Origin of the sequence: Flavobacterium sp. (genome assembly GCF_046296355.1) — a bacterium.
In the GTDB taxonomy this organism is placed as follows: domain Bacteria; phylum Bacteroidota; class Bacteroidia; order Flavobacteriales; family Flavobacteriaceae; genus Flavobacterium.
The window spans coordinates 17877-37956 of the sequence record NZ_JBKBLM010000030.1 but is presented as its reverse complement, the minus strand read 5'-3'; the positions used below and the strand labels follow the sequence as shown (position 1 = coordinate 37956).

Below are 20080 nucleotides of genomic sequence, written 5' to 3'. Positions count from 1 at the left end.
ATGTGTTAAGCCTGCCGCTAGCGTTCATCCTGAGCCAGGATCAAACTCTTCATCGTATGTTGTTGATAATAAATTATCGTTTTTTTTAGACAAAGGCTAGTCTTTTTCAAATCTTTCGACTCTCTTACTCTCTTTTTGTTGTTTCTAACATCGCTGTTAAAAACGGCTGTCAATTCAATATGTCTATGAACGTATTCTTCTTTTTTTATTACGCCATTCTCTCGTTTAGCGGGTGCAAAAGTAAGTAACTTTTTTATTCTGACAAGCTTTTTTGAAAATATTTTTAAACTTATTTCCTTTCTGCTTGATTTTCAGAAAATCAGGAATGCTAAGATAAATGGTTTTATTTAGCTACACAAATTTTCTTTTGATTTTGTGAAATCTTAATCCAAAAAAGTAAAGAACTCTGCTTCAATGCGGGTGCAAAAGTAATACTCTTTTTGGCATTTACAAGTGTTTTACAACTCTTTCTCGGAAGTTTTTTGCAACTCGTTGGTTCTACGGTTTTTGCAGATAAAATTTTTTTTGAATGTTTAAAAGTATTCAATACAAATCCTAGTTAGCCCCGATTGTAGTGGCACCGTGTAAAGCGAAAAGCGGGAATATGGATTACTGACACAACCCTAACCTTTTGCTACAAAAACTATTTTTTTGATGCTTTTTTCTCCCAATAGTCTGTAAGTTCGTCTATATCAACTGGAGTTGCTGATTTTTGAGGTATGAGTCTGCCTCTGGTAAAAGCCCTATCTAAAATGGATTCAATAAGGAAGTCTTCGTTGACTTGATATGGCTCATATTTTGTTTTGAGATTGATATCGAAAAGTCGGGCTGTATTGTTAGACCAGAATGCTTTCCAACCACTTTTGTAATCTTTGATCAATTCGAAAGTTGTATATCCGGTTTGTCGGTGAATGAGTTTGACTAAAATTTGACCTTGTTTTCTAGAGAGTTTTTTTAATTGCGCTGTGAATTCGTTTTCCATGTAATCTTCAACAATTTTGAAATACTTCTTTTTCTCCTTATTGGTCTTCATTTTGTCCATATTTCTATTCAGAATTGTCAACCTGTCTGCTGCTGCTTTGGCGAATGGATACACCTTATATACTCTATTTTGAAGTAATAGAAATTCTTTTTTTTCTGCCGGTGTTAATTTGTTTTTGTAAACAACAACTTCCTCTAATAAAATAGGATCTTTGACTATAGTGTCATTTTCGTCAGTTACTACCTCTTTTTTTTGAATAGAATCTGTGGTAATTTGGGCATTCGCAACTGCTGCCACAAATAATATAAAAACGAATAAAAGCAACTTCTTCATAGATAATAATAATTAGGGTAAAAATATAGAATATCCTTAACAACTGTAATGCCAAATTTATATTTTAGCAAAAAAAAATTATGGCAACAAAATCTATACTCACCAAATCCTCGCTTACGTTTTTAGAAAACTATTTGAACAATGCTTCTCCGACAGGATATGAATCGAGCGGGCAAAAGCTTTGGATGGATTATTTAAAACCTTATGTGGATACTTTTATCACAGATACATATGGATCGGCGGTTGGAATTATCAATCCGGAGGCTCCTTATAAAGTAGTTATTGAAGGTCATTCAGATGAAATTTCTTGGTATGTTAATTATATCACTGATAACGGTCTTATCTACGTAATACGAAATGGTGGTTCCGATCATCAAATAGCTCCTTCTAAAAGAGTGAATATTCATACTAGTAAAGGAATAGTAAAAGGCGTTTTTGGTTGGCCGGCCATTCACACCAGAAATCGCGGGAAAGAAGAATCGGCAACAATACACAATATATTTATTGACTGTGGTTGTTCAACGAAAAATGAAGTGGAAGAATTAGGGGTACATGTGGGTTGCGTGATTACTTATCCGGATGAGTTTATGATTCTGAACGGTAACAAATTTGTTTGTCGTGCTATAGACAATCGAATGGGTGGATTTATGATTGCCGAAGTAGCTCGACTATTAAAGGAGAATAAAAAGAAGTTACCTTTTGGATTGTATATTACCAATTCTGTTCAGGAGGAAGTTGGTTTAAGAGGTGCCGAAATGATTACCAAAACCATCAATCCAAATGTGGCTATTGTTACTGATGTTTGTCACGATACCAGCACTCCAATGATTGACAAGAAAATCGAAGGCGATTTGGAAATGGGTAAAGGGCCTGTTATTGCTTATGCGCCTGCGGTTCACAATACTCTGAGGGATTTAATCGTAAATACCGCTCAAGACAAAAAGATTCCTTTTCAACGTCATGCGACTTCGAGAGTAACAGGAACAGACACTGATGCTTTTGCTTATAGTAATGGTGGCGTGCCATCGGCTTTGATTTCGCTTCCGTTACGTTATATGCACACTACGGTAGAAATGGTACATAGAGAAGATGTTGAAAACGTCATCAAGTTGATTTACGAAAGTTTGTTAAAAATAGAAAACAACGATTCTTTCTCCTACTTTAAATAATAACTAATAAAAAAGCATCCTTTTCGGGATGCTTTTTTGTTTTACATTGCTGAAAACCATTAACCTAAACTTATAATTTTAAATCTGTAGTAATGGCCATATTGTTATTAGTAGGTTTGTTGATTTTTAACAAGCGATTGATTTTATCAAAATCCAAAGGGTAATACTCATTATTTACATTGCTTTCGACTATTTGATTTCTTTCAGCAATTTTGTCTTCAGGAGACATTTCTAATGCAATTGGTTGATAAACATCCTCGCAAGTATCGGTAACCAATTTGTTTTCGGATATCACATCCTCAAGTGTTTTGGTATAAGTTGATTTGATTACCGAAGCCGGATTAAAAATAACCACTTCTTCTCCTGTATTTTCAATAGTGAATTTTGAAGTTTCGTTTTTTACCAAAATCAACTGACTTTGTTTTTGAGCGTTGTCTAAACTTACTGTAGTTAAATCCTGTTGAACTAAATCTTGAGCGTTTAATTCGTTTGCTGTGATGTTGTTATTAAAACCTAATACAGCAAGTCCTAAAAAAATGATTGTTGTTTTCATGATTGATTTTTTTTTGATGATGATTCTTTTTGATGATGATTTTGATACTACTATTAATATCCTATGCAAATATATGGCTAAAAAAAGGTATCTTGTATTGCATAGTACTTAAATTTAACATAATTTTAACTTTTAAATTATTCTAACTGAATTAATTAATAAAACAAAGCGCCGTTATAGCAGTGAACGACGCTTTGTTTAAATTGGTTAAACTTGTTTCAATAAAGCAACTGCCTCATTGGCATTTGAGAGCTCAGCATACTTTAATGCAGTGAATCCTTTCTCATCTTTAGCGTCTGAATTTGCTCCTTTATCCAATAATACTTTAATGATTTCCACTTTATTGTAACGAGCGGCTAACATTAATGGAGTCGTTCCGTTTGTAGATTCGTTTACATCGGAACCATACTCGATAAATTTTTTAACGGTAGCCAAATCTCCTTTAACGATAGCGTTACAAAGAGGCGTTACTTCATAGATTGTCACTTCAGTTGGATGAGAAGTTGTTGAAACGTTGGTTGCCAAAGCAACATTAGTAAAAGCTACTAGAGCTAAGCCTGCAAAAATGATTGTTTTCTTCATGATGAATGATTTAAAAGTTATTGATTGTCAGTAAGACGTCGTAACCCTAATTTTCGTTGCACCATATAGTTAAGTATAACAAAATTTTAACATTAGGCACAAAAAAAACCACGCCTAAACGTGGTTCATCATCTTATGTTTACTCTTAATTTACGATTTCAAAAAGTTAACTACGTTTTTTTCTATTCGTTCATTAATGTTAGAAATATCAGCTTTAACAAATTTTTCTCCAAGAATGTTTTCGTACAATTCTATATAACGTTCCGAAACCGTTTCGATATAAGCTTCAGTCATATTTGGAATTTGTTGTCCTTCTTTTCCCTGAAAACCATTTTCGATTAACCAACGACGCACAAATTCTTTTGACAATTGTTTTTGTTCTTCGTTGTTATCTTGTCTTTCCTGATAACCATCGGCGTAGAAGTAACGCGAAGAATCCGGAGTGTGAATTTCGTCAATTAAAACAATAACACCATCTTTAGTTTTACCGAATTCATATTTGGTATCTACCAAAATCAATCCGCGACTGGCTGCGATTTCTGTTCCGCGTTGGTATAAAGCTCTGGTGTATTTTTCTAATACCAAATAATCCGCTTCGGAAACGATGCCTTTTTCTAAAATAGCTTCACGTGAAATGTCTTCGTCATGAGAACCGTTATCAGCTTTAGTGGTTGGTGTTATAATTGGTGTTGGAAATTTGTCATTTTCTTTTAAACCTTCCGGCATGATTACGCCACAAAGTGTTCTTTTTCCTTCGGCATATTCTCGTGCTGCGTGACCTGAAAGATAGCCGCGAATTACCATTTCAACTTTAAAAGGTTCACATAAATGTCCAACAGCCACATTAGGATCAGGAGTTGCAATTAACCAATTAGGAACAATGTCTGAAGTCAAATGCATGAACTTGGTGGCGATTTGGTTTAAGATTTGTCCTTTATACGGAATTCCTTTAGGCATTACGACATCAAAAGCCGAAAGTCTGTCGGTGGCAATCATGACTAATAATTCGTCATTGATATTGTAAACCTCGCGCACTTTACCGCGGTAAACCGATTTTTGTCCAGGAAATTGGAAATTTGTAGTGGTGATTGTATTCATGTTGTTGTGTTGTTGCCCTTCGACGATCTTAGGTAAATTCATGTGGTGCAAAAGTAAGTCGTTCCAAATTGATAGACAAAAAAATAAATCAATTCGATAACTTTTTAGCCCTGATGGTAGTGGAAATCCTTTTTTGCTTGACAAAGCAAAAAAGATTGGAGCGAACAGCGGGAATTGCCATTACTGAAACTTCCCAAGCCATTCGCTCCAAAATTATTAATTCAAAAATCTAATAATCGTTGTTCTCAATACTCTTATAAGCATCAATTACTTTTTTCACCAATCGGTGGCGAACAATGTCTTTGTCATCCAAATAAATGATTCCGATGCCTTCGATGTCTTTCAAAACCAAAATTGCTTCTTTCAAACCTGAAATTGTGCGACGTGGTAAATCTACTTGTCCCGGATCGCCCGTAATGATGAACTTGGCGTTTTTTCCCATACGGGTTAAGAACATTTTCATTTGCGAATGCGTCGTATTTTGCGCTTCATCTAAGATTACAAAAGCATTATCCAAAGTACGACCACGCATAAAAGCCAATGGTGCAATTTGTATAATTCCTTTTAATATATAATCTTCCAACGTTTGTGGCGGCAGCATATCGCGCAGTGCATCATACAAAGGCTGCATGTATGGATCGAGTTTCTCTTTCATATCACCCGGTAAAAAACCTAAATTTTCTCCGGCTTCAACGGCAGGACGCGTTAGTACAATTCTTTTTACCTGCTTTTCTTTTAGCGCTTTTACTGCCAAAGCAACTCCGGTGTAAGTTTTTCCGGTTCCGGCCGGACCAACAGCAAACATCATGTCATTCTTTTGAATAATATCTACCATTTTTTGTTGGTTAGGCGTCATCGCCTTAATCAACTTTCCTCCTATACCATGGACCAAAATCTTATCACTGTCGGGCATGCGTTGCTCTTCGTGTGAATTACTGTGTATGACTCGGTCTATTACATTGTCATCAATATTGTTGTATCGCGTGAAATGCAACATCAAGCGGTTGAAGCGGTTTTCAAACTCATCGAGTTCTTCTTTTTCGCCAAATGCTTTGAGAGTTGTGCCACGAGCGACAATTTTGAGTTTAGGATAATACCTTTTAATGGTTTCAAGATGGGCATCTTGAGCGCCCCAAAATTCTTTGGGTGCGATGTCGTGTAATTCAATGATACGTTCGTTCAAAAGCAGTAGTATTAAATTAAAATAATTCGCTATATATTCTTAGCTTTGTATCCAAATTTAATCAAATAAAAGGATAGGTTTTACTATTTTTGAGCCCAATTTCCACCAAGTTATAAACAATCTATGTCAATAATTACCTTAACCACCGATTACGGATTAAAAGACCACTTTGCAGGTGCTTTAAAAGGTAAGTTACTATCCGAGTTTCCCGAAGCCGTTATTATTGATATTTCACACCATATTGACGCTTTTAATATAGCTGAAACCGCTTATATTATAGATGCAGCATACAGCAGTTTCCCCAAAGGAACGGTTCACTTGATTGGGGTTGATATTGAATTGAATGCCGAAAACCAACACATTGCCATGCAATGGAACGACCAATATTTTGTTTGTGCCGACAACGGTATCCTAAGCATGTTGATTCAAAAGATTGTCCCGCAAAAATTGGTTACCATCAATATACACGACCGATTGCCGAGCGATGCCACCGATTTAGATGTATTTGTAAAAGTGGCTTGTCACTTGGCCAAAGGCGGTTTGCTGAATGTTATTGGAAAAGAGATTAAAGAAATCAAAGAAGTAACCGAACTACAAGCCATAGCCAAAGACAATCAAATCAAAGGTTATGTAATTTACATTGATCATTTTGGTAATGTGGTGACCAATATTTCGAAAAAAATATTTCTTGAAACGGCAAAGGGTAGAAATTACGAAATCAAATTTAAGAACAAAACCATCAAAACAATTTTGCCAAAATATTCAGATATTGGGATTTACAAAAAGAAATCTTTAAAAGAATGTGAAGGCGAAAGTTTGGCCATCTTTAATGAATCGGATTTTTTAGAAATTGCCATTTTCAGGAGTAATCCGAATACGGTTGGTTCGGCAAATTCGCTTTTAGGCTTGCAGTATAGGGATTTGGTGACGATAGATTTTAAAAATTAAGGGAATAGGAATAAGTAAAAAGGGATAAGATGTTTGTTAGAATAGTAAAAATGAGCTTTCACGAAGAAAATATTCCAATGTTTTTGGAGAATTTTGACAGCATTAAAGAAAAAATACGCAGCTCGGAAGGCAATCGCTTTTTAGAATTATATCAAGACAAATACAATCCGTGCATTTTCTTTACTTATAGTTATTGGGAAACCGAAGAAGATTTGGAAAATTACAGACGCTCAGCTTTGTTTGACGAGGTTTGGAGGTTTACCAAACAACTATTCAACGATAAGCCTGAAGCGTGGAGTGTGGATAAATTAGTAAGTTTAAAATAGTTGTAGGTTGTAAGTTCTAAGTTGTAAGTTATTACTTTTGCCAACCTAGAACCTATAACACACAACATACGACAACAAAATATGAAATCAATCGCATTAAGAGAAATAAAATCCTTTTTTGGCTCACCAATTGGCTATTTGGTGATTGCCATTTTTTTGTTGCTCAACGGCTTGTTCCTATGGGTTTTTGATGGTGAATACAACATTTTACAAAGCGGGTTTGCCGATTTGAGTCCGTTTTTTACTTTAGCACCATGGATCTTGATTTTCCTGATTCCCGCGGTGACGATGCGCAGTTTCTCGGATGAGAAAAAACAAGGCACTATTGAGCTTTTGTTGACCAAACCTTTATCGATTTGGCAAATTGTCAACGGGAAGTTTTTAGGGTCGTTTTTGTTGATTGTAATCGCTTTAATCCCAACATTAGTGTACGTTTACGTGATTTCAAATTTAGGTTCGCCTGAAGGCAATATCGATATGGGCAGTACAATGGGTTCTTATTTTGGACTGTTGTTTTTAGTGGCTTCATATACCGCCATTGGCATCTTTACTTCTACTCTTTCGGAGAATCAAATTGTGGCTTTTTTAGTTTCGGTTTTTTTATGTTTTCTGTTCTATTTCGGATTTGAAGGCGTTTCCAATTATGTAACAGGTTTTGAAGATGTCGTGGCCAAAATCGGCATGGATTATCATTTCAAAAGCATGTCGCGTGGCGTATTAGATACTCGTGATATCTTGTATTTTGTAAGTGTGGCCTTTTTGTTTTTATCATTTACCGTGTATAAATTAAAATCTTTGAAATCGTAATGAGTGCGCCAAAAAATAACTTAAAAAAAATAGCGGTTACCATACTATTTGTAGTGGTTTTGAACTTTGCCGGTCATTTTGCGTTCAAACGATTTGACTTGACAGCGGACAAACGTTATACCCTTTCTGAAACTTCCTTAAACATTGTAAGCGAAATCCAAGAACCGCTTTATATTGATGTATTCTTAGAAGGCGAATTTCCGGGCGAATTCAAAAAACTGCAAACGGAAACCCAACAATTACTAGAAGAATTCAAAGCCGAAAACTCCAATATCATCTTCCAATTCGTAAATCCACTCGAAGACGAAGAACAAAGAGACGCCACAATCCAATCTTTCTTAGAACGTGGTTTGACTCCGGTAAATGTGACCTTAAACGACAAAGGCCAACAAACCCAGGAAGTAGTTTTCCCATGGGCAGTGGCAACCTGCGGTGACAGAGTTGTAAAAGTGCCTTTGCTCAAAAATATGATGGGCGCTTCTACTGCTGAAAAAGTGATTAGCTCAGTGCAACATCTTGAATATGCTTTCGCCAATGCTATCAATACTGTGGCTAAAGCCAAACAAAAGAAAGTAGTTATCCTAAACGGAAACGGTGAACTGGAAGACCGCTACATTGCGAATTTTATCACAGCAGTAAGAGACAATTATTACATTGGCCCATTTACTTTGGATTCTGTGGCCAAAAGTCCGAATGAGACGTTAAAATACCTTAACAAATACGACTTAGCTGTAATCGCTAAACCTACTGAAGCTTTTACCGATGAAGAAAAACAAGTCTTAGACCAATTCATCATAAACGGTGGAAAAACACTTTGGTTGGTAGATCAAGTCAATATGGAAATGGACAGTTTGTACAACGAAACCGGAACCAACTTGGCTTTCCCAAGAGATTTAGGCTTGAACGATATGTTATTTAAATACGGCGTGCGAATTCGTCCCGATTTGATTTTCGATTTGCAAAATACACCAATTGCTTTGGCTACCGGTGAACAAGGAAGCGCGACACAATACACACAATATCCTTGGTTTTATTCGCCACTCATTTACCCTACGATTAACAACCCGATTGTTAGTAATTTGGATGGAATCAAATTTGACTTTGCGAGTCCGATTGAAGTTTTAGGCAATGACATTAAGAAAACCGTTTTATTGCAATCTTCACAAGTTTCAAGATTGGTTGGAACACCGGCTCAAGTGAGTTTAGAGATTGTTTCGCTTCGTCCTGAACAAAAAGAATTTGCCGGAAAAGGCAATTATCCTGTCGCGGTTTTATTGGAAGGACAATTCCATTCGATGTATGAAAACAGGGTTTTGCCTTTTAAAGATGCGACTTTTAAAAATTTGGGCAAAGCCAATAAAATGATAGTCGTTTCAGATGGTGACATCATCAAAAACCAATTGGATAAAGACGGAATGCCACTCGAATTGGGTTATGACAAATGGACCAATAACTTGTATGCCAATAAAGAGTTTATGATGAATTGCGTCAATTATTTGTTGGATGACAACGGACTTATTAACATTCGAAGCAAGGAAGTCGATTTGCCTATTTTGGACAAACAGAAAGTCTATGAGAACTACACCTATTCGCAAGTCGTAACTGTAGCAGTTCCAATCGTTATCCTGTTATTATTTGGCGTAGCCTTTACCCTTTTGCGCAAGCGAAAATACAGCAAGTAATGTTAATAAAAAACTTTTTGAAATCTGTTAGTTTAAGATATATTTGTAAAAAATAAAACAAAATGAAGTTCATAGTATCGAGTTCATACTTATTAAAACAACTACAAGTTTTAGGTAGCGTTATCAACAGTAGCAATACCTTGCCTATTTTAGATAATTTTCTATTCGAATTAGACAATAAAACCCTAACCGTTTCGGCTTCTGATTTAGAAACGACCATGTCGGCTACTTTAGAAATTGATTCTACCAGCAAAGGAAGCGTGGCTGTTCCGGCGAAATTGTTATTAGATATTCTAAAAACGTTTCCAGAGCAACCATTGACTTTCACCGTAGAAGAAAACAGCACGATTGAAATCAGTTCCAATTCCGGAAAATATGCAATTGCTTATGCTCCGGGTGAAGAGTTTCCAAAATCGGTAAGCTTAGACAATCCGTCCTCAACCGTAGTTCCTTCAGAAGTATTGGCAACCGCTATCAGCAAAACCATTTTCGCTGCCGGAAACGACGATTTGCGTCCGGTAATGAGCGGTGTGTTTTTCCAATTTTCTCCGGAAGGTTTGATTTTTGTGGCCACTGATGCTCATAAATTAGTGAAATATGCGCGTGCCGATGTAAAAGCATCACAAGTAGCAGATTTCATTATGCCCAAAAAACCTTTGAACATTTTAAAAGGTATTTTAGGAACTTCTGAATCTGATGTGACTATTGAATATAACGATTCTAACGCGACTTTCTCTTTCGATAGTTACGTATTAACTTGTCGCTTAATCGATGGAAAATATCCAAACTACGAAGCGGTAATTCCTAAAGAAAATCCAAATAAATTAATGATTAATAGAGTTTTATTATTGAACTCTGTGCGTCGTGTTGCGATTTTCTCTAACAAAACTACACACCAAATTCGTTTGAAAATCGCCGGTGCCGAATTGAACATTTCTGCCGAAGACATCGATTACTCAAACAAAGCCGAAGAGCGTTTGACCTGTGATTACCAAGGTGACGACATGCAAATTGGGTTCAACTCCAGATTCTTATCTGAAATGTTGACCAATCTTCAATCAGACGAAATCATGTTGGAAATGTCAATGCCCAACCGCGCCGGAATCTTAACGCCGATTGATGGCTTAGACGAAGGAGAAACCGTTACCATGTTGGTGATGCCGGTAATGCTGAACAACTAATATAAACTAACCTTTATACCAAAAACCGTCTCGATTGAAAAATCAGGCGGTTTTTTTTATTCCCAAAAATTAGCATGACTTCATTTGTCATTTATCTAAATTAAATATGTTATTTTACTTACTTTAGCTAAAATAAAAAAATATCATGGCCGAATATATCATTCAAACCGAGTCACTTCATTTCGAATATTCCAAGTATAAAAAAGTCCTGGACAATATTTCCATCAATGTTCCCAAAGGTTCTATTTATGGGTTTTTAGGCCCAAATGGCGCCGGGAAATCAACCACCATGAGATTGCTCACCGGAATTATTCCGGAACAAGGCAATGCAATCAAACTTTTTGACCAACCACTACAAAAACAATTGCCAATGGTTTTTTCCAAAATTGGTTCTTTGGTGGAATCGCCTGCACTGTATCTGCATTTGAGTGGTATTGACAATTTAAGATACATCGCCAAACTTAGAAACATTCCCGAAGAAAAAATTCACGAAACCTTGGAATTGGTTGATTTATCCAGAGACGGAAAACGGAAAGCCAGACAATATTCATTGGGAATGAAACAACGTCTTGCCATTGCCATGGCATTGCTTAACGAACCCGAACTACTATTGCTCGACGAACCGGTAAATGGCTTAGATCCCAACGGTATTATCGATATACGGAAGTTGCTCATCAAACTCAATAAAGAAAAAGGTGTGACTATTTTTGTTTCGAGCCATTTGCTTAGCGAAATTGAAAAAATGTGTACCCATGTTGGCATCATCAGTAAAGGCAAACTGCGTTTTGAAGGCACCATGCAGGAACTTTCCAAAGCTGCCGGACTATGTAAAATTCAGCTTACGATTGATGAGGCTCAAAAATGGCAAACCGAACTGGAAGCCAACTACCAAAATGTGAATTTAGTTGCCCAAAACCAGCTTACGGTAGACATTGGAAACAAAGAACTCATTCCTGATTTTATTAAAACCCTAATCTCCAAAAACGCCTCGATTTATGAAGTGAAAATCTTGGATGGATTAGAAGAATGGTTTATGACAATAACTAATGAAAAACATAGAGATGAAAAATAATATACGCAACTTTATCACCGCTTTAAAAGCCGAAAACATCAAAAAAAGAGGCACCGGTTTTTATTGGACCAGCGCCATTTTAGGCATTATTTCTCCCGTTTTATTTTTTATTGTTACCATAGTAATGAGCACCGAAGAAATAAAACAAACGTTGCCTTTCAATATTTACCAAAACTTTATCAAAGAAGCTGTCAATCCGTTTGCTTACTTCTTTTTTCCGTTGTTGATTATCATAATCGTGAGTCGCATTACCCAATTAGACCATAAAAACGGAGGTTGGCAACTGATGGAAACCCAACCAACGTTTAAGTTCTCGATTTATTTTTCGAAGTTTGGCACCATATTGATAGCCAATTTAATTTCTATCGTTTCGTTTATCTTGGTTTCAATGCTTTGCGCTTGGTTACTCACATTCATCGTAACGGTTCCCAAAGCAGCACAGTTGGAAATTCCTTTTGGCGAAATATTTCACACCATTGCCCGATTGTTTGTGGCATCGCTTTTAATAACCACTATACAGTTTATTATTTCAGTCTTGATTCCGAGTTTTATTTGGTCGATTGTCATTGGCTTTTTCGGATTGTTGCTAACCGTATTTTTGAAGCCTTTTGATTTGGTTCCGGTTTGGTATCCTTATGAAATTTTGTCTAAAATTGCGGCAAACCCTGATGGCAGTGACTTGGGGTATTGGTTCACTTTTACCGAATATGTTGGCGTTACCATTAGCGTCATTTTATTATACATCGGTTTTAATTGGTACCGATACAAAACACTCCGGTTAACTTTTAACAATCCCACAAAAATCATCAGTTTAGCAACTGTTTTGCTGGTCTTTGGCGGATTGACCTATTGGCTGTTAAAACCCAATCAGATGCCCGATTATGGCAAAGCGGTTTTCTGTGGGCACATTGACAGTAAAGACCAATTTCAAAAAATTTATCTGAAAAACAATACGGTTCAAGACACCATTGCCGTCATTCCCTTTAAAAACAACACTTTTCACTATGTCTTTGACAAAAAGGTGATTACGGATAATTACACTTTTGTAATCGACGGAAAGTTTGGTGGCAATGTATTTTTTGGCCAAAATGACAGTATTTATTTGGATGGAAAAATATTCGGGCAAGTATCCGATTTTAAACTAAAAGGGACACGATTAGCCGAGAATCAGATGGCTACCGCTTCAAAATTAGATTGGAGCATGGTTTCTTATTATTTGGAAGAAAATGTCAATTTAGACAAACCCAACATCATAATCGATGCTTTACACGAGGAATGGAAAGAAAACATGGAAACTTCCAACAAATTCAAGACAGTTGACAATTATATTCCGAAAGACGATTACACCAAAAGAAACCAAAAATTAATCACCACTCGTTACCTGAATATGTGGAATGATTTTGTCAAAAAGAGAGCCGCTTTGTATCCGAATGAGAAAACCAATGGTGGAAAACTCATTGCCGAAATACAAGCCAACCTATCGCTGACAGATGAAAGTTTGCTCAGCAGCGCTGAATATTTTGATTATGTAATCAGCCAATTGATAGCCAAAAATAACCAAGACATTGACGATAACACCAAATCTATTTTGGCCATTTCCAAAATGAAAACGGGTTCGTTTAAAGACAAAATGCTTTTTTGGCAAATGAGCAAAAGCATTGAAGAAGCTTCAACCAGTAGCGAACGCAATGAATTTGTGGCACAATACATCACGCAATTCAGCGATAAAAATTACCAACGAAAAATCAATAAACTCAACAATATTGCTGAGAGTTTAGGCAAAGGCAAACAAGCGCCACTCTTTGAAGCAACTTCTATTGACGGCAAAAGTGGTTTTTTGGCTGATTTACAAGGAAAATTTGTGCTGATAGATGTTTGGGCGACTTGGTGTGGACCGTGCAAACAACAATCGCCTTACTTTGAAAAGTTTGCGCTGAAATACAAAAAAGAAAACATCCAATTTGTCGCCCTAAGTACCGATGAAAATATCCAAAAATGGTATATTGCTGCTAAAGGCAAATCTAAATCGGTCTTGCAATTACACGTTAACGATTTGAATTTGTTTAGGAAAGATTACAATGTTGTTTCCATCCCAAGATTTTTATTGATTGATCCGAACGGGAATTTTGTCAATGCTAATTTGCCTTTTCCGAGCGATACTTCATTTGAAATCTTGTTGCGAAAAGCATTGCAGTTACCCGAAGATGAATAGCCCAATAGCTTTTATAGATTTAGTATCTTTGCCAAAATTTTAAACGAATGATTTCACAAGAAACTATTGTAGCTTTAGCTTCGCCATCAGGTGCCGGTGCGATTGCCGTTATCCGAATTTCGGGTAATGATGCTATTACCATAGCTGAAAAAGTATTCCAATCGATTTCCGGAAAAGCCATCAGCCAACAAAAAACCCATACGATTCACCTCGGTCATATTGTTGACGAAGGAAAGGTTTATGACCAAGTCTTGCTTTCCATTTTTAAAAATCCGCATTCTTATACCGGAGAAGACGTGATTGAGATTTCTTGTCACGGGTCGACATACATCCAACAACAAATCATTCAATTATTACTGCGAAAAGGTTGCAAAATGGCTCAAGCGGGTGAATTTACTTTGCGTGCTTTCTTAAACGGCAAACTCGATTTGTCTCAAGCAGAAGCCGTAGCCGATTTGATTTCGTCAGACAATGAAGCCAGTCACCAAATTGCGATGCAACAAATGCGCGGTGGTTTTAGTAACGAAATTGCCAAACTCCGTGAAGAATTGTTGAATTTTGCCTCGCTAATTGAACTCGAATTAGACTTTGCTGAAGAAGATGTAGAATTTGCCGACCGAACCCAATTTAAAGAATTACTCAACCGAATTGAATTTGTTTTAAAAAGACTAATCGATTCCTTTGCGGTTGGAAACGTCATCAAAAACGGAATTCCCGTAGCGATTGTGGGTGAACCCAATGTGGGAAAATCGACTTTACTCAACGCTTTATTAAACGAAGAACGCGCCATCGTTTCCGACATAGCCGGAACGACTCGTGACACCATCGAAGACGAATTGGTCATTGAAGGAATCGGATTCAGATTTATAGATACCGCCGGAATTCGAGAGACGAAAGATGTGGTAGAAAGCATCGGCATCAAAAAAACTTTTGAGAAAATTGAACAAGCGCAAGTAGTGATGTATTTAGTAGACAGTGTTCAGTGTTCAGTGCTCAGTTTGGAAAGTTTAAATATCGAAATTGGAAAAATAAAAAATCAATTTCCATTAAAACCAATAATCGTTGTACTTAATAAAGTTGATAAACTTTCTCAAGAGGAATTAACCACAATATTGAACCAACTTACAACATACAACATACAACCTATAACCATTTCCGCCAAAAACAAACAAGGCATAGAAGATTTAAAAAACCAACTCATGTCGTTTGTAAACACTGGTGCTTTGCGCAATAACGAAACCATTGTGACCAACACGCGTCATTATGATTCGTTGTTAAAAGCTTTGGAAGAAATTCAGAAAGTGCGTTTTGGCATGGATACCAATTTGTCCTCAGACTTAATGGCTATCGATATTAAACAAGCGTTATATTACTTTGGTGAAATCACAGGCGAAGTAACCAATGATGAGCTTTTGGGTAATATTTTTGCTAACTTCTGTATCGGAAAGTAATTATTGTATCACTAGTTTCTTCACCACTGTTTTGTTATCACTGGTAATTTTGGCCAAATAAATTCCGGAACTTACATTCGGAACGATATTGGTTTCACCTGTAAACTTTTGCACAAAAACTTTCATTCCCAAACTGTTGTAAAGCTCAATTGTAGCTGCTGTATTGATTCCGAAAACAGTAAAGCTTTCTTTGGCCGGATTGGGATAAACCGAGTAATTAACGGTTTGATTTTCATTCGTAGAAAGCGAAGCAAACCAAGTCTGACCGGCATTCGCGCCCCAAATATAATCGGCCAAAAGAGGATAATCAATAAATGGATTTCTGTTAACTTGCCAAGTGTAGATGTAGTTATTTCGGTTCATTTCAAAATCGTCTCTCGGGTCAGACTGATTCCATTGCAACAACAAAGTTAAATCCCCTATTTGTCCCACAGTAGTATTTGCAGGATTTCCGGGCACAACACTCAAAGCATTATAACGAATCGCCATGTAAAACAACGAACGGGCAACATCGCCACGCCAACTACCTTGTGTTCCAGTTGGTCCCATGTATTCGCCATAATCTTTATTACCGCGCGAACTGTTTTCCGGACCATCTTCGGCTCGAATGTGGTGCGCATCGGCATGACCGGCTAAGATATCATCGGCATTGGTTGGTAACCAATTGTTAATTCCGTCAGGAATAGATTCCGTTCCATCGGTAAAACCGCCACGTGATTGTGGATAAATGTGTTCTCTGTTCCATTTTCCGGTGTTGATTCCCGTTTCTTGTATGTCTAATTTTGATCTTGGCACTTCCACATACATCAACCAAACCTGATTGCTATTCAGCGGATTTTGATCAGCCGTTTTTAAAATAGTCTCCATATCGCCATAATTGTGAGCGTGTACTACATTCGGATTGGCAATAATATCTTGAACTGCTTGTTTCAATGTTGCACCCGATTTTCCTTCTAAAGAATCGTAATAGCCTGCAGGCGCTGTGCTGGTTACGATGCCGTAAGTTGGATTCAAAGGCGTTCCCCAAGCAGCGACTGTGTAGTCATTGTCAATAATTCTGATTTCAATGTTATCATTGATTCTGTTGTAGGCAGAAGGCAAAGTGTTAAATTTAATTTTGGCCACTTCATCACCTTCATCATTGGTATCATCCACCAGTTGAATGTTGGTCGTGAAAGAATTAGAACCATTTGGTATAAAAACAGCAACGCTACCCGTATAATCTGAAGTATTAAAATTGCCGTTAGAAAGTGAAAACGTAAAATTTAAGTCGGAAGTAACATTGGTTTGTGTAGTGAAGGTAACTGCAAAAGATTGCCCTTCGTTGTATTGCGTGGCCAATGTTGAAATGGTAATTCCGTTGTAAACAAAGCCTGTACCGTCATTGTTAGCGCCTGGAGTTGGCAGTTTGGTTTCATAAGTCCCATCCGGTTTTCTTTGGATGGATTGGGTGGTTTGAGCGCTATTGGCATTTTCATCAATTTGGATAGTGACACCCAAAGCAGCCATTAAATCAGTTGCATCAGCATCACCTGTATCGTAAACCAATGCATCTACCAAGTTGTTGGTTGTAGCCGGAGAAGCATTTGGGAAATCAGATGAATCTCCTAAATACAGTGCAACTCCATCAGGACCATTTTGAAAAATATTATCGGGTAAATCCCTATCAGGAACCGGAGAAACTAAGTTGTTTCCAATAACCGCAATTCCATTTATATCGGTGGTTAAACCATCTAAATCGATGACATAGTAACTCAAATTAGCTTGTGTTCCGGTACCGTTAAAAAGGACCAAAACATAGCCGTTCAAGGAAAAATTTGGAGTGACTGATTTTAATTCGATGAATTCCTTATCATCGGTACTTGGGGTATCACAATCGAGTTCGTTGATAACCACCTGAGCTTGTATCATTGATGTGGACAGCACCAATAGATAGCACAATATTTTCTTGAGCATTAATTGAAATTTTGTCAAATTTATTGATATGCAAACTATTAAAAGTTAAATTCAATTTATTTATGATTATTTAATTGATGTTGGATTGTTTTTTAAAGAAAAACCTTTAAATAAAAAACAGTAACAACAGAATTTTACCACACAAAATCAATTGCTTATTTTTAACAGAAATACACTATTTTTACGCTACTTATCACACTTACTAATGTTTGAAATTTTAGGATACGTTGGTGCTTTGCTAATAGGCATCGTTTTGGGGATTACCGGTGGTGGTGGTTCAATATTAACGGTACCGATTTTGGTTTACCTGCTTCATTTGGATTTTGTAATAGCCAGTGCCTATTCACTATTTATTGTTGGCACCACTTCTGCCTTCGGAAGTTTTCAAAACTTTAAAAATGGGTCGATTGCCGTTAAAACAGCGTTACAATTTGCCATACCATCTGTACTTGGTGTTTATTTGTCCCGAAAATTTTTAGTTCCTACTATTCCTGACCCATTATTTTATTTTGGTTCATTACAATTAACCAAAGGAACTTTTTTGATGTTGATTTTTGCCGTAGTGATGTTAAAGGCTGCTATTTCAATGCTTAAAGAAAGTAAGGTAATTGTAAAAGTGGAACCGCAAAATAAATATTGGCTGATTCTCCAACTGTTTTTGGTTGGTATCTTAATTGGTTTGATTGGCGCTGGTGGTGGTTTTCTCATCATTCCTGCTTTGATGAAATTGGCCAAACTACCCATCCGAAAAGCCATTGGTACTTCGTTGTTAATTATCACTATCAATTCGCTGATTGGTTTTCTTGGCGATTTACAAACCAGTGATATCGATTGGTCTTTCTTATTATTATTCACTTCATTGTCTGTTATTGGAATTTTTATCGGACTCTATATTCAAAAATACCTCAACGAAAAACGACTCAAGAAGATATTTGGTTTCTTCGTTTTAGCTATGGCGGTGGTTATCATTTACAAAGAGGTGTTTTCATAAAGTATTCTAAATTCAAATTGTTAATACACCTCAAATATTTAAATTTGCCTAAATCTTTTTAATTATGAAAATCGAACAAATATATACCGGATGTATCGCCCAAGCGGCTTATTATCTGGAAAGCAATGGCGAAGCAGCTATTTTTGATCCGCTGCGTGAGGTACAACCTTACTTGGACAAAGCGGCTAAAGACAATGCCAAAATCAAGTATATTTTTGAGACCCATTTCCATGCCGATTTTGTATCAGGACATTTGGATTTGGCTAAAAAAAGTGGTGGGAAAATTGTATATGGTCCAACTGCCGAACCTGCCTTTGAAGCAATTATAACCGAAGATAATCAGGAATTTAAAGTAGGGAATTATACCATAAAAGCCATCCACACTCCCGGACATACTTTGGAAAGCACTTGCTATTTATTGACTGACGAAAACGGAAAACAACACGGCATTATTACCGGAGATACTTTATTTATTGGAGATGTGGGCCGTCCGGATTTAGCACAAGCTTTAACAGAAGAGTTGACACAGGAAAAATTGGCATCCTATTTATTTGATTCATTGCGCAACAAAATCATGCCTTTGGGAGATGATTTGATTGTGTATCCGAGTCACGGTGCCGGCAGTGCTTGCGGAAAAAACATGAGCAAGGAAACTACAGATACCTTGGGCAACCAAAAAAGAACCAATTACGCTTTAAGAGCTGATATGACTAAAGAAGAATTCACCAAAGAATTATTAGACGGTTTAGGACTTCCGCCTGCTTATTTCCCACAAAATGTGATGCTGAATATCAAAGGTTATGATAGTTTGGATACTATCATTCTAAAAAGCAAAGTCGGGCTTTCGTCAAATGAGTTTGAAGCGGTTGCCAATCAAGGCGATGTTGTGGTTTTAGATGTTCGCCACGAAAATGATTTTGTAAAAGCGCACATTCCCTACTCAATCTTTATCGGAATTCAGGGGAATTTTGCCCCATGGGTTGGTTCTTTACTGAGAGATGTCAATCAAAAACTATTGTTAGTTATACCGGCAGGAAGAGAAGAAGAAACCATCACAAGATTATCTCGTGTAGGTTTTGACCATGTTTTAGGGTATTTGAATGGTGGGATTGAAGCTTGGATTGAAGCCGGATTTGAAACCGACAGCATTAAATCAATCACTCCTGAAGAATTCTCCAATCAATTGAATGCTGACAGTACAGTTATTGATGCCCGAAAACCCGGAGAATTCGAGGCAGAGCATGTTGAAAATGCAATTAATATTCCTTTAGATTCGGTAAATGAGAATTTTCAAAGTGTCCCAAAAGGCAAGGATTTTTATTTGCATTGTGCCGGTGGTTATCGTTCTGTGATTATGGCTTCTATATTAAAATCGAGAGGCATCCACAACATCATTAATGTTGAAAAAGGGATCAACGGCATCAAGCAAACCGCTGTCACTTGCACCCAATTTGTCTGTCCGTCCACCAAAAAATAATTCAATAAAAAAAACAAAAAAATCACTTAAACTATTGCAATTTAAATACATTTGCAGTCGTAAAATTTAAAACAAAA

Annotated in this window: 17 protein-coding genes; 11 read left to right on the top strand and 6 right to left on the bottom strand. The window is 36.8% G+C overall.

Features of this window, described 5'->3' with window-relative positions; genetic code table 11:
* Positions 1 to 643: 643 nt before the first annotated feature.
* Positions 644 to 1315 (bottom strand): DUF4294 domain-containing protein, encoded by a 672-nt coding sequence (locus ACK4HO_RS10940; RefSeq protein ID WP_409665754.1) that lies wholly within the window; start codon positions 1313 to 1315, stop codon positions 644 to 646.
* Positions 1316 to 1395: 80 nt separating this feature from the next.
* Here ACK4HO_RS10940 and ACK4HO_RS10935 point away from each other — a divergent pair, with 80 nt between their 5' ends.
* On the top strand, positions 1396 to 2484 hold the full coding sequence (locus ACK4HO_RS10935) for a M42 family metallopeptidase (RefSeq protein WP_409665752.1): 1089 nt from the start codon (positions 1396 to 1398) through the stop codon (positions 2482 to 2484).
* Between the two features lie 70 nt (positions 2485 to 2554).
* Here the strand turns inward: ACK4HO_RS10935 and ACK4HO_RS10930 are convergent, their stop codons facing one another.
* The 4 genes from ACK4HO_RS10930 to ACK4HO_RS10915 form a co-directional block, all read right to left on the bottom strand.
* A complete protein-coding gene (locus ACK4HO_RS10930) occupies positions 2555 to 3037 on the bottom strand; it encodes a hypothetical protein (protein ID WP_409665750.1) in 483 nt (160 codons plus the stop codon).
* A 207-nt stretch (positions 3038 to 3244) separates the two neighbouring features.
* Positions 3245 to 3619 carry an ankyrin repeat domain-containing protein gene (locus tag ACK4HO_RS10925; RefSeq protein WP_409665748.1) on the bottom strand — a complete coding sequence of 125 codons (375 nt, stop codon included), beginning with the start codon at positions 3617 to 3619 and terminating at the stop codon, positions 3245 to 3247.
* Positions 3620 to 3769: 150 nt separating this feature from the next.
* Positions 3770 to 4717: a phosphoribosylaminoimidazolesuccinocarboxamide synthase gene (locus ACK4HO_RS10920; RefSeq protein WP_409665757.1), complete on the bottom strand. Its 948-nt coding sequence runs from the start codon at positions 4715 to 4717 to the stop codon at positions 3770 to 3772.
* 229 nt (positions 4718 to 4946) lie between these two features.
* Entirely contained in the window at positions 4947 to 5900 is a 954-nt protein-coding gene (locus tag ACK4HO_RS10915; RefSeq protein WP_409665747.1) for a PhoH family protein, read from the bottom strand.
* A 123-nt stretch (positions 5901 to 6023) separates the two neighbouring features.
* Between ACK4HO_RS10915 and ACK4HO_RS10910 the strand changes: the two genes are divergently transcribed.
* From ACK4HO_RS10910 to mnmE, 8 genes are all read left to right on the top strand, one after another.
* A complete protein-coding gene (locus ACK4HO_RS10910; RefSeq protein ID WP_409665745.1) occupies positions 6024 to 6848 on the top strand; it encodes an S-adenosyl-l-methionine hydroxide adenosyltransferase family protein in 825 nt (274 codons plus the stop codon).
* A 29-nt stretch (positions 6849 to 6877) separates the two neighbouring features.
* Entirely contained in the window at positions 6878 to 7174 is a 297-nt protein-coding gene (locus ACK4HO_RS10905) for a putative quinol monooxygenase (protein WP_409665743.1), read from the top strand.
* A gap of 81 nt (positions 7175 to 7255) precedes the next feature.
* Positions 7256 to 7981, top strand: coding sequence for a gliding motility-associated ABC transporter permease subunit GldF (gene gldF / locus ACK4HO_RS10900; RefSeq protein ID WP_409665741.1), 726 nt, complete (start codon positions 7256 to 7258; stop codon positions 7979 to 7981).
* A complete protein-coding gene (gene gldG / locus ACK4HO_RS10895) occupies positions 7981 to 9663 on the top strand; it encodes a gliding motility-associated ABC transporter substrate-binding protein GldG (RefSeq protein WP_409665739.1) in 1683 nt (560 codons plus the stop codon). The genes gldF and gldG overlap by 1 nt, the downstream gene beginning before the upstream one ends.
* A gap of 62 nt (positions 9664 to 9725) precedes the next feature.
* Positions 9726 to 10844, top strand: a complete 1119-nt coding sequence (dnaN, locus tag ACK4HO_RS10890) for a DNA polymerase III subunit beta (RefSeq protein ID WP_409665737.1) — start codon at positions 9726 to 9728, stop codon at positions 10842 to 10844.
* Between the two features lie 145 nt (positions 10845 to 10989).
* On the top strand, positions 10990 to 11916 hold the full coding sequence (locus ACK4HO_RS10885) for an ABC transporter ATP-binding protein (RefSeq protein ID WP_409665735.1): 927 nt from the start codon (positions 10990 to 10992) through the stop codon (positions 11914 to 11916).
* Complete coding sequence (locus ACK4HO_RS10880; protein WP_409665733.1) at positions 11906 to 14128, top strand: redoxin family protein; 2223 nt, start codon at positions 11906 to 11908, stop codon at positions 14126 to 14128. Before ACK4HO_RS10885 ends, ACK4HO_RS10880 begins: the two co-directional genes overlap by 11 nt.
* Before the next feature lie 47 nt (positions 14129 to 14175).
* Positions 14176 to 15579 (top strand): tRNA uridine-5-carboxymethylaminomethyl(34) synthesis GTPase MnmE, encoded by a 1404-nt coding sequence (mnmE, locus tag ACK4HO_RS10875; protein WP_409665731.1) that lies wholly within the window; start codon positions 14176 to 14178, stop codon positions 15577 to 15579.
* Here the strand turns inward: mnmE and ACK4HO_RS10870 are convergent, their stop codons facing one another.
* Positions 15580 to 17535 carry an endonuclease gene (locus tag ACK4HO_RS10870; RefSeq protein WP_409665729.1) on the bottom strand — a complete coding sequence of 652 codons (1956 nt, stop codon included), beginning with the start codon at positions 17533 to 17535 and terminating at the stop codon, positions 15580 to 15582.
* A 205-nt stretch (positions 17536 to 17740) separates the two neighbouring features.
* Between ACK4HO_RS10870 and ACK4HO_RS10865 the strand changes: the two genes are divergently transcribed.
* Together ACK4HO_RS10865 and ACK4HO_RS10860 are read left to right on the top strand one after the other, a co-directional pair.
* Positions 17741 to 18526 carry a sulfite exporter TauE/SafE family protein gene (locus ACK4HO_RS10865; protein ID WP_409665728.1) on the top strand — a complete coding sequence of 262 codons (786 nt, stop codon included), beginning with the start codon at positions 17741 to 17743 and terminating at the stop codon, positions 18524 to 18526.
* Between the two features lie 64 nt (positions 18527 to 18590).
* On the top strand, positions 18591 to 20003 hold the full coding sequence (locus tag ACK4HO_RS10860) for an MBL fold metallo-hydrolase (RefSeq protein ID WP_409665726.1): 1413 nt from the start codon (positions 18591 to 18593) through the stop codon (positions 20001 to 20003).
* Positions 20004 to 20080: the final 77 nt, after the last annotated feature.